Annotated in this window: 8 protein-coding genes and 10 pseudogenes; 6 read left to right on the top strand and 12 right to left on the bottom strand. The window is 42.6% G+C overall.

All coding sequences use genetic code 11. The features are described 5' to 3' along the window. The first annotated feature begins 69 nt into the window (after window positions 1–69). A pseudogene (xseB, locus tag G7Y90_RS10300) lies at window positions 70–316 on the top strand (exodeoxyribonuclease VII small subunit). A gap of 12 nt (window positions 317–328) precedes the next feature. Here xseB and pncB read toward each other — a convergent pair. The 8 genes and pseudogenes from pncB to G7Y90_RS10255 all read right to left on the bottom strand — a co-directional run bounded on the left by pncB (window position 329) and on the right by G7Y90_RS10255 (window position 9,925). Continuing rightward, window positions 329–1,568 (bottom strand): annotated as a pseudogene (gene pncB, locus G7Y90_RS10295) (nicotinate phosphoribosyltransferase). A gap of 87 nt (window positions 1,569–1,655) precedes the next feature. Continuing rightward, window positions 1,656–2,748 (bottom strand): annotated as a pseudogene (locus tag G7Y90_RS10290) (RNA-guided endonuclease InsQ/TnpB family protein). A gap of 327 nt (window positions 2,749–3,075) precedes the next feature. Then, window positions 3,076–4,890: pseudogene (gene msrAB / locus G7Y90_RS10285) on the bottom strand (bifunctional peptide-methionine (S)-S-oxide reductase MsrA/peptide-methionine (R)-S-oxide reductase MsrB). 288 nt (window positions 4,891–5,178) lie between these two features. Beyond that, window positions 5,179–6,085 (bottom strand): annotated as a pseudogene (locus tag G7Y90_RS10275) (ATP-binding cassette domain-containing protein). 75 nt (window positions 6,086–6,160) lie between these two features. Continuing rightward, the gene (locus tag G7Y90_RS10270) at window positions 6,161–6,664 is read right to left on the bottom strand and encodes an ABC transporter permease (protein WP_250162331.1); all 504 of its coding nucleotides are present in this window, start codon (window positions 6,662–6,664) and stop codon (window positions 6,161–6,163) included. Further along, a complete protein-coding gene (locus G7Y90_RS10265) occupies window positions 6,661–8,091 on the bottom strand; it encodes a glycine betaine ABC transporter substrate-binding protein (protein ID WP_250162330.1) in 1,431 nt (476 codons plus the stop codon). The genes G7Y90_RS10270 and G7Y90_RS10265 overlap by 4 nt, the downstream gene beginning before the upstream one ends. Window positions 8,092–8,445: 354 nt before the next feature. After that, window positions 8,446–9,125 (bottom strand): annotated as a pseudogene (locus tag G7Y90_RS10260) (aldehyde dehydrogenase family protein). A gap of 38 nt (window positions 9,126–9,163) precedes the next feature. Next, window positions 9,164–9,925: an aldehyde dehydrogenase family protein gene (locus G7Y90_RS10255; RefSeq protein WP_250162329.1), complete on the bottom strand. Its 762-nt coding sequence runs from the start codon at window positions 9,923–9,925 to the stop codon at window positions 9,164–9,166. 592 nt (window positions 9,926–10,517) lie between these two features. On the opposite strand from G7Y90_RS10255, the pseudogene lipB reads away from it, so the two are divergent. The 4 genes and pseudogenes from lipB (at window position 10,518) to G7Y90_RS10235 (ending at window position 13,203) form a co-directional block, all read left to right on the top strand. Beyond that, window positions 10,518–11,341, top strand: a pseudogene (gene lipB, locus G7Y90_RS10250) (lipoyl(octanoyl) transferase LipB). 204 nt (window positions 11,342–11,545) lie between these two features. Next, window positions 11,546–12,074: pseudogene (locus tag G7Y90_RS10245) on the top strand (inorganic diphosphatase). A 160-nt stretch (window positions 12,075–12,234) separates the two neighbouring features. Beyond that, entirely contained in the window at window positions 12,235–12,702 is a 468-nt protein-coding gene (locus G7Y90_RS10240) for a hypothetical protein (protein ID WP_250162328.1), read from the top strand. A 174-nt stretch (window positions 12,703–12,876) separates the two neighbouring features. Then, complete coding sequence (locus G7Y90_RS10235; RefSeq protein WP_087814390.1) at window positions 12,877–13,203, top strand: ribonuclease E inhibitor RraB; 327 nt, start codon at window positions 12,877–12,879, stop codon at window positions 13,201–13,203. 367 nt (window positions 13,204–13,570) lie between these two features. On the opposite strand, the pseudogene cueR reads toward G7Y90_RS10235, so the two are convergent. After that, window positions 13,571–13,962, bottom strand: a pseudogene (gene cueR / locus G7Y90_RS10230) (Cu(I)-responsive transcriptional regulator). 62 nt (window positions 13,963–14,024) lie between these two features. Then, window positions 14,025–16,442: pseudogene (locus G7Y90_RS10225) on the bottom strand (heavy metal translocating P-type ATPase). A 207-nt stretch (window positions 16,443–16,649) separates the two neighbouring features. Between G7Y90_RS10225 and G7Y90_RS10220 the strand changes: the two are divergent. Next, a complete protein-coding gene (locus G7Y90_RS10220; RefSeq protein ID WP_109590099.1) occupies window positions 16,650–16,844 on the top strand; it encodes a heavy-metal-associated domain-containing protein in 195 nt (64 codons plus the stop codon). Window positions 16,845–16,983: 139 nt separating this feature from the next. Here the strand turns inward: G7Y90_RS10220 and G7Y90_RS19080 are convergent, their stop codons facing one another. Together G7Y90_RS19080 and G7Y90_RS19075 are read right to left on the bottom strand one after the other, a co-directional pair. Next, window positions 16,984–17,139: a hypothetical protein gene (locus G7Y90_RS19080; RefSeq protein WP_502937350.1), complete on the bottom strand. Its 156-nt coding sequence runs from the start codon at window positions 17,137–17,139 to the stop codon at window positions 16,984–16,986. Further along, window positions 17,115–17,393, bottom strand: a complete 279-nt coding sequence (locus tag G7Y90_RS19075) for a MerR family transcriptional regulator (protein WP_502937349.1) — start codon at window positions 17,391–17,393, stop codon at window positions 17,115–17,117. The genes G7Y90_RS19080 and G7Y90_RS19075 overlap by 25 nt, the downstream gene beginning before the upstream one ends. Window positions 17,394–17,439 lie beyond the last annotated feature (46 nt).

Genomic DNA, 17,439 nt, shown 5'->3' with positions numbered 1-17,439 from the left:
TAAATAAGAAGTACAACCTACCGTCGATTCAACTTAATCAAAGACTTTATTTTAAAATTAGGAAACCTTATGACAACCCCTACTCGCAAACGCAAAAAAGCCGCCCCAAAAACCTTTAAAGCGGCTTATGATATTCTAAAAACCAATGCCGCTGAATTACAGCAACAAGATGAGCCAGATATTGATACTGATGACGACTGTTGAAGAGTCGATTGCTGCTTATCGCGTTTGCGAAACCCGTATCAATGCGGTACAGCAAGCACTAGATGCCGCTTTTGCTGAAGAAGAAGATAAAACAGAGAATAGCGACAGTTAAGTTAAGTCAATTCTATTCAGGCTCGTCGACTTCAAATACTTGGCGCAAATAGGCAAGATACGTGTCGTTATTAATCATGGTCTTGCCTGGACTGTCTGACAGTTTAGCGACTGGCTGCCCATTGCATTCCACCAATTTTAAGACAATATTTATCGGGGTGATACCCATATCATTGGTGAGGTTGGTACCAATACCAAAGCTGGTCTTTATTTGACCTTTAAAATACTGATGTAAATCCCAAGCTTTATCCAAATCTAAGCCATCACTAAAGGTTAAAATCTTGGTTCTTGGGTCTATTTTAAGATTTTTATAATGAGCAATCGCCTTATCACCCCAGATATACGGGTCACCGCTATCGTGACGTAAACCATCAAACAGCTTAGCGAAATACAAATCAAAGTCACGTAAAAACGCATCCATCCCAACGACATCGGTCAGCGCAATACCCAAATCGCCTCGATACTCATGCACCCACGCTTCAAGCGCCGCTTTTTGTGAATCACGTAAACGCACATCCAAAGCCTGAAATGCCTGCATAAATTCATGTGCCATCGTACCGATTGGCGTCATTCCCAGCTTTTTTGCTAAATACACGTTGGAAGTACCGCTCACTATTTTTGGTTCCGCTTTATGCAAAGTCTCAACCACATGGGCTTGCCAAGCTTTGCTAAAACGTCTACGAGTACCAAAATCAGCGATAATTAATGGCGGGGTATTAGCATCACATTTTGCCTGCTCTGTCGCATATTGATGCAACAATGTGACTTTTTCATCCAATCTGCGCTGCCCTTCTTCAATCACACTGGCATTCGATAGCGCATCAAAATACAGCTCATTAACGATGGCGAGTACAAACACTTCAAAGAACATCGCTTGAATCATCGGTCCTTCGATATCGATAAATAAGCGACCTTTATCATCCGTACTGACGGTAATAAAACGACGTTTCAACTTAAACAATTCTAGATAGTCAACGAAGTCTGAGCGCATAAAGCGCAAACCACGTAAGTACTCTAGTTCATCCTCTAAAAATCGTAATTCACATAAAGTCTAACTGCTGCTCTAGATCATCTTTAATATCAGCCAATGGATACAGCGTGTCTTTATTATTACGGCAGCGAAAGCGATACACACCATGTGTCTGTGGAAACTGATGCAGCATGGCTTGCAGCATCGTAAATTTATATAAATCATTATCGAGTAAAGAGGTAATAATAGGTTCGAAAGGTTTAGAGGTATGAGTAACGGTCATGTTACAGCCTTAAATACAAAAATGAAAAGCCGCCAAACAAATCCAGCGACGAAATAGGTATACATAACTTTGACTTCCTCCCCGCCCTCAAAGGAGGGGGATTCCTACTAAAGACGGCCAAGCCCGACCGCGAGAATGTTTTTTGCTCCATTAACATCTCTGTTATGGGTCGTTTTACAAGAACGACAAAACCATACTCTTATACCAAGCGCTGATCTACCTTTCGGACTGTCTTGGCGAGAGCCGCAACACGAGCAGGTTTGGGTGGTGTACGCTTCATTCACTTCGATATAGTGGCAACCTGCGTTCGCGCATTTATAATCCAGTTGCCGCTTAATTTCAAACCAACCTGCGTCATAGACGGATTTGGCAAGTTTGCCCTTAGTGAATGATGTTGATTTTATTTTACCAACAACAATTAGGCTGTTGGCTTTGACAAGCTTTGATGTGAATTTATGAATAAGGTCTTGACGGGTATTTTTAATCTTGGCGTGAATGGCCTTGACCCGCTTTTTATTCTTAGCTCTTTGAGCAATGGCCAGTTTTTCAGCATATTGATGAGTGACTTTGGTTTGTAGTTTGTCGCCATCACTACTGACTGCTGAATCTTTGCAACCTAAATCGATACCGACTTGACCAGTGCCACACGCTGTTTTTGGAAATTCTTTAACCGTCACACAGACGTACCAGTGACCGCGATGGTCCTGTACCAATTCGCAAGTATTGATGGTGTAGAGCGCTAAGTTATAGCTGTCCCATAGGTCAATAGTGAGTTTTTTACCTTTAGCTAAGCTGAATTGCAGGGTGCTTTTTAGACACTTTTTACCACTTTGGCGGGTGCTGATATGCTTAATAGCGGTCTTTTTAAACGGAATCCAACCAAGAGAACTACGTTTGGCTTTAGGATTATTGGTGCGCCAGTTGAGTTTGGCTTTTTTAAACTGTTTACGAGCCTTGGCATGGGTTTCGGTCACTGCTTGTAAGGTTTGGCTGTGTAGGTTTAGATATTCACCCGCACCTTTGGTGTAGCCAAATCATAAGCCGAAAAGAATTGACCAGTACGCTTGAGGTGTTTAAAACTTAGCTCATTGACGTAATTCCAGACAAAGTTAACCGACCCCGCTAAGATATTTAGCTGAGTGGCATGTTTGTCTTTGATGCGTAGTTTGAGCGTTTTCATGGGGTAATTATGATCTCAATGTATTTGGTTATCAAGGTATGTTCAATCTTAGGTGACAACGGTTGACGCCTGATATCCACGCCCTAGAAGGACGTGGTTTTACGGCGCTAGATGATAAAAGTATTAATAATAGAAAACGCTCAGCTTTTGAGTATAACGAAGTTTGGTTGGTTTTTCATAATTCAACGGCTATAACAGCAAAAATACAACGATAATAAAACGAACCATCATGCTGTGATAGTAATTATGCTCAAGGCATCAATCATAAAAAAGACGCTAAGAATTATCTTAACGTCTCTATATAAAGTCGATTATCAGTATTAATAATTAAGGTTTTGCAGGCTTAACCAACTTCACTAATGGCGCATAGCCTGACTGCGGCATCACATCGACTGGAATAAACTGTAGCGCCCCGCCATTGATACAATAGCGCAGCCCGCCACGATCTTTTGGCCCATCAGGGAATACATGACCCAGATGTGAGTCTGCTACTCGCGAGCGAACTTCAGTGCGTACCATATTAAAAGCGGTGTCTTCATGCTGGGTAATGACTTGCATGTCAATCGGCTTGGTAAAGCTTGGCCAACCACAGCCAGATTGGTATTTATCAGTTGATAAAAATAAAGGCTCACCGCTCACCACATCGACAACATAGATACCCGGCGCAAATAAATTATCATATTCATGGCTAAAGGCGCGCTCAGTACCGGCATCTTGCGTGATATTGTATTGTGCTTTGGTCAAGGTGTTTTTGAGCGCGCCTTTATCAAATCCTGCGTAACGCTTAGGATTTAAAGTCTCAGCAACGGTACTTACAGGTGCAAGCTTGGTACGCGCAGTACCTTCTGGTTTATCATCGGCAAGGCTTAAATCAACATGACAATAGCCGTTTGGATTTTTTGCCAGATAATCCTGATGGTACATTTCAGCTAAGTAGAAATTGTCTAGCGGCTCATTTTCTACTACAATTTTTTGTTTATACTGGCTTTGCACACGTTGGAGGGCAGCATCAATCACTGCTTTATCTTCTTTATCGGTGTAATAAACGCCTGAGCGGTACTGCACACCGTGATCATTGCCTTGTTTGTTGAGGCTGGTTGGATCTATCACGCGGAAGTAGTATTTTAAGATAGTATCAAGGTCTGTTTTATCCGCATCGTAAGTGACTTTGACGGCTTCGGCATGACCTGAACCACGAATCACTTGCTCGTAACTTGGATTGGCGGTATCACCGTTGGCATAGCCTGATACAGCGTCGACCACACCCTCGACGCGCTCCATGTAAGCTTCTACGCCCCAAAAGCAGCCGCCCGCCAAGTAGATTGAGCGCGTATTAATCGCTTTGCCTTTATCGTTATAATAAACGCCCTCTTTTTGTTTGATGGTTTCAATCTTGCTGTTGTTGTCTAAGGTTTGCGCGTTTGCTGGTTTAGCACTCCCTGCTTTAAGCTCAGCAAAATCATTATTGGCATTTTCAGCAAGGGCATAGGCTTGCTCTGCCGATATATTGCCTTTCACCAAATGCACCAAGTTGCCGCTTTTATCGAGTATCGCCCAGCTTGGATAAACTTGCACACCAAGTTTATTAATCAGCTCGCCTGAAGCGTCAGACAATACTGGTAGCTTTGGATAGTCTGCTTGGACGCCTGCATACCAAGTGCTAAAGTCGCTATCGGCTTTTTCGTTTAGATGACCGGGACTGACAACAGTCACGACATTTAAATCAGCGAACTTGGGATCGGTGCGCCATTCTTCGGTTTCTGCCAACGTACCCAAACATAATGGGCACCAGCTTGCCCAAATTTAATCAATGTCGGTTTATTAGGGTCAATGACTGCTGCCCGTGTCACCTAAGCCTTTTGTCAATTGCGGCAGCGCTCGCATTTGTCCAAGCATATCGGAAGGCAGCATGTCACGTGAGCTAGTCACTCCACTGTTTTGCTTGGCTGATTTAGTCGTGCTACTTGCATTGCTCTCCGCACTACTCATTTGTCCACAAGCGACCAATATGCCAGCACTCAGTACTGTCGTGACACCAACGGCACTAATGTTTTTTAGCCAACGTGATGAATCACATGGTGAGTCTGTCGCTAACTTATTAGTATGACTATGATCATTATGGCGAATTTTCTTATGCGGCATGCGAGGTCCTTTTTACGAAGTCTTACGATCATAAACTGAGTTTTTATGCTCGCTCATGATCTTCTTACGTAATCAATGAGAGTGGATAAATCAAGATTTTAGCAAAGCTAATACACTATTAGAGTATCTTAATAGTATACATCGATGATGGAGTTTACTTTAATAGTAACTAAGGGGTTGCTACACTTTTTTAACACCAGTGTAAGAATATGATATAGACAGAAATCTATCATTTTGCAGGTGTAATTTATAAAACAGCATTTAAAAAAACGTCGTATTATTTTTAAATTAAATTTTGGCACGCATAAATTGCGCCACATACTCATCAGCTGGGTTGTGGCGTAATTCACTGGGTGTATCCGTTTGTACCAAACGCCCGCCATTTAAAATACTAATCCGCTGACCGACCTTAATCGCTTCATCGATCATGAGTGATAAAGACGATGGTTTTGTTTAGCCGTGCTTGTAGCTCAAGTAGTTGGTCTTGTAATTGGGCACGAATAAGGGGATCAAGGGCAGAGAAAGCCTCGTCCATCAGCAATATTTGATTGTCGGTTGCTAAGGCACGCGCAAGCCCTACTCGCTGCTGCATCCCTCCTGACAGCTCATCAGGGTAACTTTTCTCCAAATTTGCTAGCCCAACTTCATTAAGCCAATGCCGAGCAACCTCGTGGCGTTCTTTGATACTCATTTTTCGCACTCGCAAGCCGTAAGCGACGTTTTGCAGCACCGTCATATGTGGCACCAAACCAAAATGCTGAAAAACCATACTGAGTGTCTGCTGGCGATAATGCTGTAGCGCTTTATCATTTAGCTCTAAAATATTAATAGCAGACGATGATCTTCCATTTTCTAATACATCAGCAGAGGGTTTGGCATTAGTGGAGGGCTTAGCAATAGTAGACGGCTTAGCATTAATAGAAGTATCAACCCATATTTTACCGCTGGTTGGGTCAATCAAACGATTGATATGGCGTATCAAGGTTGATTTTCCTGAACCTGACAAGCCCATAATACAATGCAGCTCACCTGCTTTAACGCTTAAATTGATGTCATAAAGCCCGACCGAATAGCCTGTTTGTTCCTTTACCTGAATACTATCCATACCTTCTGCTAGTAATGCCAATGCAGACTTTGCTTGCGAGCTATTGGCATTATAAATCTTGCTGATATTTTCCAATTGAATATGATTCATGATGGCTCTCATTTTTATTTTTCTAGTTATCATTATGATTAGGGCGTGTTGAACATTCGACCAGGGCACTGATAATTAACCAATGGGATGCCTGCCAGCATCGATGGTTTTTTGCCGAGCACGCTTGCCTTGACCGAACGCTTGGGTGATACGGTCAATGATAATGGCAACGATGACAATCGCCGTACCTGCTTGCAAGCCCTGACCGATATTAAGCGTTTGAATCGATTGCAACACATCTTCACCAAGCCCCGGTGCGCCAATCATAGACGCGAGCACCACCATAGAGAGCGACATCATCACCGCTTGATTCACGCCCGCCATAATACTGGGTAATGCTTGCGGCAATTTAATCCAAATGAGCAGCTGCAAGTGTGTGCTACCGAACGAGCGCCCTGCTTCGACCATCTCATGATTGACTTGGGTAATCCCCAATGTCGTCAGCCGAATCAGTGGTGGCAAGGCATAAATAATAGTGGCAAATAACGCAGGCACTTTGCCAATCCCAAATAACATTAATACGGGTATCAAATAGACAAAACTTGGCATGGTCTGCATCACATCCAGTATTGGCGTCACAACCTTCGAAGAATTTTACTGCCCGACATAGCAATGCCTATAGGAATACCAATCACGACGGTCACCAACACTGATACGATGAGCAGTGCCAAGGTATCAATCAATGCGCCCCATAGTCCAAATGCACCAATGAGAAAAAGTCCTGCGCCGCATGCCAGTGCAAACCAGATTTTACGGACACCAAACCATGCCAATACGCTCACAAGCGCAATGATAAGCCAAGGCGGCATAGTGGTTAATAGACGCTCAATCGGTAGCAATAGATAGGTTAACGCCATGGTACTGACAGTACGAAACACATCGCCATAATTTTGGACAACGCTTGCTAATGTATTATTAAGCGGCGTCTCAAGTGACCAAGAAGGAAAGCTCGATAATGAGGTCGCTCGATTAGTGCTAGAGACGGTTGCATCTGAAGTGATAGCCTCGCCCGTTAAGCTGATGCCTAGCTTAGCCGCAAGGTTACTGGCTGCTTCATCAGACAACCATGCTTGCCAGACGCTCGGATATTTACGCAAAAATGCTAGTGCTTGCTCATCGCCACTGCGTTTATTTTCACTCATCTCCAAGATAGCACCATTGAGCTCATCGGAGCTAAACTGAACTTTTTTAAAGACATCAGCAAGCTCTGGATTGGATTCAATAAAGGGGGTAGATACTGCGATACCTAAAGGTGAGACAGGGAAGCCAGACACACAATCGGCGGTGCCATCCGCTCGTAACAAATCTTGCCAACAAGCGTCATCATGGGCAGGGAACTCTAATGGCGCAAAGTCATATTTTGCCATCAAGCCCGTAGGCTGCCAGTAATAAAACAGTAGTGGCTTATGTTGCTCAAAAGCAGAGGCAATCTCAGCGTCGAGCGCTGCCCCAGTGCCGGGATGGGCATTATTAAAGATACTGTCCAAACCTGTATTCTTCAGCAAGCGAGTATTGAAAATCTCACACGTCCAACCAGACGGACAATTCATAAAGCGTGATTTGCTAGGGTCTTCAGGATCTTTAAACAGCTCAGCATATTTAGGCAAATCTTGATAACTGCGTAGACCTGGGTTTTCTTCTAATACATATTTGGGTACATACCAACCTTGAGTTGCGCCGCCTTTGAGCGTATCACCGATGACTGCCACTTTATTCTGCTCGATGGCTTGTTCCATGATTGGCGAGCGTCCAACCCACTGCTCCCCAATCACTTGAATGTCGTTTTGTGACAATGCCGTTTCGAGTGCAGGACCAGCACCCGGCACCTCTTCAATTGTACAATCATAGCCATTTTCAGCGATGTACTTAAGCACCCCAGAGATAAACTGACCGCTCTCCCATGTCAGAGCGCCAAATTTGATTGGTGATTCGCAGGCTGCTGATGCCGATACTGGCAGTAACAACGCACTCATGCATAGTAAACTTAACGCAATCCATTGGCGCATAAGATGTCCTATTTATAATTTTTATTATGGAAATGAACGCCCAAGTCAATAACATTATTGCTTTACGCCAAGCGTGTACTGCTTGTGACTCATTCAGTCGTTGAAGACTAGGCAACGTCTTCATCTAAAACTAATACTACTATCGTTTAGGCTTACTACAAAGTGTAGCGATTTATAGACAAGATGACAAATGCTCATTAATTTTTTATCGCTTACTTTTATACAAAAAAATAGCACCTATTGAGATAGATGCTATTTTTTAATGTTGCTTGTATGATTGCTCACAATGATTAAGTATTTTTGTTTACTTGAAAGAAAGCTATGTCAACTTTGCTCGCTTTAGCATTTGTTATTTTAAAAACATTGCCATGGCTTTTTAAACAACCCGCCATAAGGTGGCAACAACAAATTCAACCCATTCAACTTGGATTGTACAAATACTGGTTTCATATGGCTAAGACGCTCGAATCCCGCTTTACCATGGTAAGCCCCCGTTCCTGAGTCACCAACCCCGCCAAACGGTAAATCATGCTGGGCAACATGTATCAGCACTTCATTAATACATAGGCCACCAGAGACCGTATTGTTACGTACTTTCTCTAGGGCGTTATAGTTATCACCAAAAACGTATAACGCCAGTGGGCGTGGTCGCTCGTTGACAAAATGTATGGCATCATCAGCGTATCGTAATGCATCAATGGCAAAATCGGCGCAAAAATCTCGTCCTGCATCACATCACTATCAGGGGCAGGCTCACTCACGATGACAGGCGGCATTAGACGCGTTTCGATATTAGACTCAGCATCAGTAAGCTTATGGATCCCATCGCTCGATAATGCATCTAGATAGCCTTTGACACGCTTAAATTGCTCGCCATTGATAATACGTGAGTAATCTGGATTGGTCTCAATATTTGGATAGTGCTTTTCCATCCACTCTTTTGCTAAACGGATAAACTCTTCATGATATTGGCGCTGAATCAGTACATAATCAGGGGCGATACAAGTCTGACCCGCATTTAGTGTTTTGCCCATCATCACACGATTGACAGCGTTTTCTAAGTTTGCACCCTCTAACACGACGACGACGGTGATTTACCGCCCAGCTCGAGCGTGACGGGTGTTAAGTTAGGAGCCGCCGCCGCCATAACTTTTTTGCCCACAGCTGTAGAGCCCGTATAAAGCAGATGATCAAAAGGCAGCTCACTAAAAGCAACCGCAATGTCTACCTCACCCAATACGACACAAATCATGTCTGGTGAAAAATAACGAGCAATCGCACTGGCAAATGCTTGGGCGAACTGCGGTGCCGCTTCACTCATCTTGATCATAACTCTGTTGCCAGCAGTGAGTGCATCAATCATCGGTCCTACTGCTAAAAATAGCGGATAGTTCCAAGGCACCATGATACCAACCACGCCCAATGGCTGAGGCTGGATTTCATTATGAGCTGGCATATACAGCGCTGAAATAGAAGCCCGCTGAACTTTCATCCATTTTTTACCGTGCTTTTTGGCATGACTGATACCAGTAAAGCTAGGAAACAACTCAGCGAACTGGGTCTCTGATTCGCTACGATAACCAAAGTCGGCACTGATCGCTTTGGCGAAACTGGCTTGGTTATCGCTAAGCATAACCTCTAGACTGTCTAGTTGGGTTTCACGGGTGGCCCAGTCATTGATTGGCTGCGTGCGACTGAGTGTTTGTAAGCGTGAAAATTGCGCTCGCATCTCATCAACCGTATTAGCAATACTAGGCGATTTTGGCACTGGTTGCTGCAACATATCCGTGTCGATTGAGGTCTGCTCATTCATGTTTTGATTATTATCTGTCATTTATCTTCCTTGTCATCTGCGTTGGAGTCAATATATTATATTGGGTTAGAGACTCTGTATTTCTAGGGCTTGTCCTCATTTTAAAAATGGTGATAAACATGAGATAAATTGCCGTCAAACAAGGAAAGTAGCGCAAATAATATCGAGATATTAAGAAGCTATTTGACGATGTTTGGCAAAATTTAGCCCATTTAGAAAGCAATCGATTGAATTGAGGACACGCCCTAATCAGCGGGTTACATTGATGGTCACCCCTGAATATAAGTAATGCGATTCCATTCATTGCACTTTAATGTAGCGCATCAACGAATCAATGAACAGCACATTAAGTTGACTACTGCGTCTGTATGAAATAAGTGTCTAGAAACACGCATCACAATGCTAGAAATTTCATATTAAGCAATGAGAAATTTTGCTTATTATGGCTACTCCGTTAGGGCATTTATCAGTGTTTTGATTGTTGAATTTTACAGCGTAACCAGAGATAATCTTGGGTGCCAATCGCAAAAACTGCTACACTCACTATCGATATCACGACTGAATATCAGTGATACACCTCTTCGAACCAGACCACAATAAGACTGCGACTCTCATGCAAAACACCACGCAACAGCTTAATGACACACTGATCAGCAAATCTCTAAAACAGCCGATTACGTTCCCACTCTCGATGGGATGCTAGCACGTACACTTGCGCGTATTGACTTAAAAAAACAGCAAGGACTGCGCACACCTGACGAGTTATGGATTGTCGATCACAATGATGTCTATACTTTAGGGCAAGCAGGTAAAGAAGAGCACATCTTGCAACGTACCAATACGCCTATTATAAAAACGGATCGCGGCGGTCAAGTGACATGGCATGGTCACGGGCAGCTGGTTATTTATTGGTTGTTCGATTTGAATAGCTTGGGCTGGAGTGTGCGCAACTTGGTCTCGCATGCCGAGCAAGCAATCGAAGACGTCATTAATGACTGCTTGCAAAATGCTTCATCAGACACGACAGCCATTAGCGCCCATGCGCGCCGTGATGCACCCGGTGTTTATCTATATGCTGATACATCTTTAGCGGATGACAGTGACAATACCGATACACTAGCCAACAGTACCTCCATCGATGATAAAATGATGCTTGGAAAAATGGCATCGTTAGGCTTCAAAATTAAACATGGATTTAGCTATCACGGTATCGCGCTTAATTTAAATTGTGAATTGTCCGCATTTAATGCGATTAATCCGTGCGGCTATGCGGGGATGCAAATGTTACGGTTATCCGACTTTGTGGCTATGCAAAAAGAGTCAGATGAACAAACTGGCGAAGCCTTAAGCTATGCGCAAGTGACCCAAAAACTTATTGATAACATTGCTAAGCGTCATGCTGGACTCATTGAGCTACGCGCACTCGCACCCAAGTGAGGTCTTTGAGTCCGTTTTTGCATAATCTTTTTTGCATAATATCGTGCACGCTTAGACTTAAGCATTGTGAGAAAATTTGAGTCAAACTTGTTATAATCGCAGGCGGCACATATTGGGCACAGTGATAATATCGCAGTGCCGCGACGTTATTCTTTTATCATCACTTATTCAAGCACTTAAAACAAAAGCAAATTGGAGTACTTTATGGCAGATTTTAACAAAATTTTGGACGCAGGCGATGTAGATGGCGGCATTATCAACGTAGTAGTAGAAATCCCAGCTGGTAGCAGCCATAAAATTGAGTGGAATCGTGAACTGGCGGTATTTGAGCTTGATCGTATTGATCCACAGATTTTTGCCAAGCCTTGTAACTATGGTTTTATCCCGCAAACACTTGACGAAGATGGTGATGAGCTTGATGTATTATTGCTGACTGAGCAGCCGCTACCAACTGGTATTTTCCTAAAAGCCAAAGTCATTGGTGTGATGAAGTTCGTTGATGATGGCGAAGTCGATGACAAGATCGTCGTCGTACCTGCTGATGACCGTGATACAGGCAATGCTTATAACAGCCTAGCGGATCTACCAAAGCAGCTAATCAACCAGTTAGAGTTCCATTTCAGCCACTAAAGATCTGAAAAAACCAGGCACTACGGTCGTTGAATCTTGGGGCGATGTTGCAGAAGCCAAAGAAGTCATCAAAGAGTCTATCCAACGCTGGAAAGACCTATAGACCATCAAAAATTGGTAGAAATACTAATAAAGGATAGCTATTAAAATGCCGCAGTCATTATCGTGATTGCGGTATTTTTTGATTGAATATTATTGCTGTAAAATGGTTATAATAATCAACACTATCGATGCCTATTTTTCATATCGCCATAAGGACAGTCATGTTTAACCCCGACCCTAGCTCAAAACCAGTCAACCCAAAGCTGCCAAGAGACGTCATCATGATGATCGAAAAAAACAATTTAGTGATGGCGATCAAGACTTTGGCGGCAGATGAAGACATTAGTATGGATGACGCCAAGAATAGGATTGATGCCTATGAGACACAACTAAAGGTAAAGCAGCAGCAAAAACTCAACACTATCGCCAGCAAGCAAGGCATTCCTAATCATGCTATTAGCTTTGATAGAGAGCAAGGTGCTGAGGATGAAGCTGGACAGCTGATAAAAAATCGCGTCAAAACGACTAAGCAAAGTCGAGGATTCAAGAGCCTACAAAATGGTGTGGACAGCCAGCTTAATGATTTAGGCTATAAAAAACCGCTGATACCCTATTGGCTGAAACGGCTATTGGTGATTGCCATCATTATGGCTGGATTATTTTGGATATTATGGCGAGTATTTGGTTAAATAGGACAGGATATCGTCGTGTTAATTTTTTATAGTCTGTTATAAGTGGTTCTGTTATATCAGTCTGTTTTAAGTAGTCTACTAATACGCATGAGGGCTGAAATAACTGGTTTCTTTGAGGTATAGCCTTTTCTAATATCTCTATTACTTTAAATATGAACAAAGGACATCAAGATGAATAAGGAACTACCGAATGATAATACTGGAAATGCATTGCAAAGATTAAAAGATGATGGAACAGATTTGACAAAAATGATCGAAATAGATTTTTTTATCTCAGTACCATCTGAGAGTTTTGGAATCTTAGTAGTAGAAAAAATTAAGGAAGCTTTACCAAATACTACTTTCAGCATTGAAGAGGAAGAAGATGATTTTACATGCTATTGTAAAATATCCATGATTCCTAACTATTATGATGTAGTAGAAACTGAATCATTACTGAATGCTATAGCAGAGCCGTATGGTGGTTATATAGATGGTTTTGGATCTTTTGGTAATTAAATCAAAAACCAACCTTTGAGTTATATTGAACAAACTGTAGAGATAAACCTTATAGATTTTAATCAAACAGCTCAGTAGTCATAACCTATACTGTAAATTTCATAGTCATGAAAGTCATATCTAAAACTAGTAGTTCGACTCCTGTATAGCGCACCGATCACAGATAGAATATATATGGTAAGTACACCATGAAGTATACTGCGACTTTCAGTGGGCAAAACCATTGATACTATTAGCTTACAGCCGAGTGTTCAAGTCCTCACTAGGAAACCATAGCCTTAATTTTTTCTGAAAGTATTCTTTTAGACACATGTTTTTTTAGACTGAAATATGCATAAAAAACAGATGAGATTACATGTAATTTACTTTATTTATTCTGTTCAAGATCTTTTAGTATGGCACAATCGGCGTTTGCATCACCTGAGCAATGATCAGCTGAAATCTGTAGTGAGCTCACCATATCTTGCAATTGAGCTATTTTTTGGTTCAAAGTTGCGATATGTTGCAGTGTCAATTGTTTAACATCAGCACTCTGCCGATCTGTATTTTTCCGCAAATCAAGCAACTCTTTCATCTGTTTGGACGAAAAACCTAAATCACGAGCCTGTCTTAAAAAGCATAAGTCTTTTATATCTTGTTAGAATAGATTCGATATCCTGAATTTGAGCGTTTTGCGGCATCAAGTAACCCAATCTGTTCATAATAGCGGATCATTTTGGGAGAGATTCCTGATTGCTCTGACGCTTGACCGATATTCATAACTTTCCTCCTGATAAAAAGGGTTAAAGCCAAACGGGTACTTTAACCCTATATTAACAGTTCTACGCTTTAATCACGGGCACCTGAAAGTACTTTAAGCGTAAGGCATTACCTAGTACAAAAACAGAGGATAGCGCCATTGCGCCTGCTGCAAAAATAGGTGACAAAAAATTCCAAATGCTGGATATAAAACCCCTGCGGCAATTGGAATTAAAGCAATGTTATAGAAAAATGCCCAAAATAGATTTTGTCGAATATTTTTGATGGTAGCCTGACTTAAAGCAATCGCATTAGGAACCCCTTGTAAACTACCTGACATTAACACTACATCTGCGGCTTCAATTGCCACATCTGTCCCTGTGCCAATTGCCAGTCCGACATCAGCTTGAGCAAGAGCGGGTGCATCATTAATACCATCACCAACAAAAGCCACTCGTCCATATTGTTGTTGCAGTTGACGTATTGCATCTACTTTTCCATCAGGCAACACTTCTGCGATCACTTGATCAATATGTAATTTTGCTGCAATAGCTTGCGCAGTATGCCGATTGTCCCCTGTAATCATTGCTACTTTTAAGCCCAGTTGATGTAAACCTGCAATCGCGGCATAAGTGGTGTCTTTAATGGGATCTGCAACGGCAATAATAGCAACCAATTTCTGATCAATCGCGACATATATGGGGGTTTTAGCTTCTTGTCCTAAGTGCGCGGCTTCGTCTTTAAAGGGAGTAACATCAAGTCCTAATTGCTGCATATAACGATCAGCACCAATATGAACGGCTTGACCTTCAACTCCTGCTTTGATTCCAAATCCCGTCACAGAGTCAAAAGTGGTAATCGGCAATAAGCTAATATTCTGTTGCTCTGCGGCCTGAACAATGGCTAAGGCAATGGGATGTTCAGATTTTGCTTCAACCGATGCCACAATACGCAAGACTTGCTCACGTTCGAACCCTGGTTGGACATAAAAATCTGTTAAGGTTGGTTTGCCTTCAGTCAATGTGCCAGTTTTATCGACAGCAATGACTTTTACTTCCTGTAAAGCTTGTAACGCTTCACCTTTGCGGAATAAGACGCCCATTTCTGCGCCGCGACCTGTACCAACCATTATGGATGTAGGGGTTGCCAATCCCATTGCACAGGGACAAGCAATGATTAGGACGGCAACGGCGTTGACGAGACTAAACGTCAACGCAGGGTCAGGACCAAAGATAAACCAGACTATAAAAGTGAGCATTGCTAAGAGCATGACCATGGGGACAAACCACATAGTGACTTTATCAACCAATGCCTGAATCGGTAATTTAGACCCTTGAGCCTGTTCAACCATGCGAATGATTTGTGCCAATACCGACGATTCTCCGATAGCAGTCACCCGAAAATTTAAGGTTCCATTCTGATTGACTGTTCCTCCGACCACTTGATCACCGACTTGTTTTTTGACAGGAACGGGTTCACCTGTAATCATGGATTCATCAATATAACTTTGACCTTCAATTACTTCACCATCGACTGGAACACGCTCACCGGGACGAATCTCAACAATCGTTTCTGTGGTCACCTCTGCAATCGGTACTTCAGTCACTTGCCCATTGTGGTGAACACGTGCTGTTTTGCTTGCATACCCACTAGATGTTGAATGGCTTGAGAGGTACGCCCTTTGGCTTTTGCCTCGAAATAACGCCCTAATAAAATTAAGCTCACAATCACAGCCGCCGCTTCGTAATACACATTCACAGTACCCTCAGGTAGAACTTGTGGAATAAATGTTGCGACTAGCGAAAAACTATAAGCCGCCAGTGTTCCAACAGCCACCAATGAATTCATATCTGGAGCCAAGCGCCATAATGCTGGAATACCTTTTTGATAAAAACGTCGGCCTGGAAAGATGAGTACCAGCGTGGTCAAAACAAATTGAATCAGCCAGCTTTGTTGCGTGCCGATATTGTCCATGACCCACATATGAAAAGCTGGAATCATATGTGACCCCATTTCTAGAATAAAAACAGGCACGGCTAGAATTAAAGAGATCATCAAATCTCGTTTCAGCTGTTGCTGCTCCGTGGCTTTTTTATCCTGTCGAACACGTGCATTCTGCTCAATCTGCTTAGCCGTGTACCCCGCTTTTTTAACGGCTTGAATCAAATCGCTGCTCTGTACTTGAGCGTTGCCTTGTACCCATGCGCGTTCAGTAGCAAGGTTGACGTTTGCTTGTTGTACGCCTTCAACTTTTTTTAAGGCTTTTTCTACCCGTCCAACGCAGGAAGCACAAGTCATACCTTCTATCGACAGCTCAATCGGCTGAGAGGCCAAGACCTTATAACCGGCTCGTTCTACGGCTTTGGTTGCTGCGATAAGATCTAAAGGTTGAGACGAGGAAATCATGGCGTTTTCAGTCGAAGATTCACCTCAGCATTTTCAACACCTTCAACTTTTTTTAATGCTTTTTCCACCCGCCCCACACAGGAAGCACAGGTCATACCTTCAATGGGTAATGTTTCATTGTAAAGATAAGACTTACTATTTTCTGAGTTCATAACATCCTCTATCATGTTCAATCTGTTATCAACAGCATAGAGGTTGACATGATGGTAAGGTCAAGCGTGTTTTTTTAAAATATGTTTGACATTACCATCAAGACAAGGCTTAAGCTTAGTGATGAAATAAAACTTATTTGGAGAAAGGCTATGAAACTATGGATTGGAAACATGAAATATGGCGGCTGTGCTCGTGGTGTGACAGCAATTATTCACGATATCGACTCAAACGCCAAGGTTGACATGGATTTAGCAGCCAAAGTGGTCAGTATTGAAACCATCGCAAGTGTTGAGCAGATGACGGCTGCTTTAGCAAAGGCTGGCTTCCCTGCACAAGTGCAATGAGTCAGTCTGATAGACGCAGTCTATACGATTAACAGAAAGGATTATGGGCTGAATCATTTTGAATTTATTGACCACGCGCGTTTGGTGATAGGTCTACTTTTACGTATGAAAAGTGGATAATGTTACCAAAATGAATACTTTATTTATGACAGGAGTTATCGGCAAGCGCATGCAATATTCCGCAGGATTCAGCCAGCGCTTCACTTGCGCATTTTTGCCGCAACGCTAGTAGATGTTGCTTTAACTGAACCAATTCTTCCATACGTGTTTCTACCGCATCGATATGCTCATCCATAGCACATTGACCTCACCGCAGTTTTCCTCAGGTTTATCTCTATACTGAAGCAGGGTTCGTACTTCATCCAAAGTCATATCGAGCGTACGGCAGTGCAGGATAAATTGTAGACGCTCAAAATGCGCCTCATTGTACAAACGATAGTTGCCTTGGCTACGCGCAGGCTCTGGTAATAACATCTCTTTCTCATAATAACGAATGGTTTCGACCGTCGCACCGGTGCGCGTGGCAAGCTCGCCAATTTTGATAAGCATGTGTATCTCCTTAAATAGTATTTTCTATTATCTAAAACAATAAAGT

The sequence above is a fragment of the Psychrobacter sp. WY6 genome (assembly GCF_018448495.1).
Lineage (GTDB): Bacteria > Pseudomonadota > Gammaproteobacteria > Pseudomonadales > Moraxellaceae > Psychrobacter.
The sequence above is the reverse complement of the archived record's forward strand: the minus strand, read 5'-3'. Positions and strand labels throughout refer to the sequence as shown.

What these genes read in the sequence shown, in the direction of transcription:
- G7Y90_RS10235 (WP_087814390.1), top strand. Translation starts at nt 12,877, where the DNA reads ATGAATAAGGAACTACCGAATGATAATACTGGAAATGCATTGCAAAGA.
- G7Y90_RS10240 (WP_250162328.1), top strand. Translation starts at nt 12,235, where the DNA reads ATGTTTAACCCCGACCCTAGCTCAAAACCAGTCAACCCAAAGCTGCCA.
- G7Y90_RS19075 (WP_502937349.1), bottom strand. Translation starts at nt 17,393, where the DNA reads ATGCTTATCAAAATTGGCGAGCTTGCCACGCGCACCGGTGCGACGGTC.
- G7Y90_RS10255 (WP_250162329.1), bottom strand. Translation starts at nt 9,925, where the DNA reads ATGACAGATAATAATCAAAACATGAATGAGCAGACCTCAATCGACACG.
- G7Y90_RS10265 (WP_250162330.1), bottom strand. Translation starts at nt 8,091, where the DNA reads ATGCGCCAATGGATTGCGTTAAGTTTACTATGCATGAGTGCGTTGTTA.
- G7Y90_RS19080 (WP_502937350.1), bottom strand. Translation starts at nt 17,139, where the DNA reads ATGGATGAGCATATCGATGCGGTAGAAACACGTATGGAAGAATTGGTT.
- G7Y90_RS10220 (WP_109590099.1), top strand. Translation starts at nt 16,650, where the DNA reads ATGAAACTATGGATTGGAAACATGAAATATGGCGGCTGTGCTCGTGGT.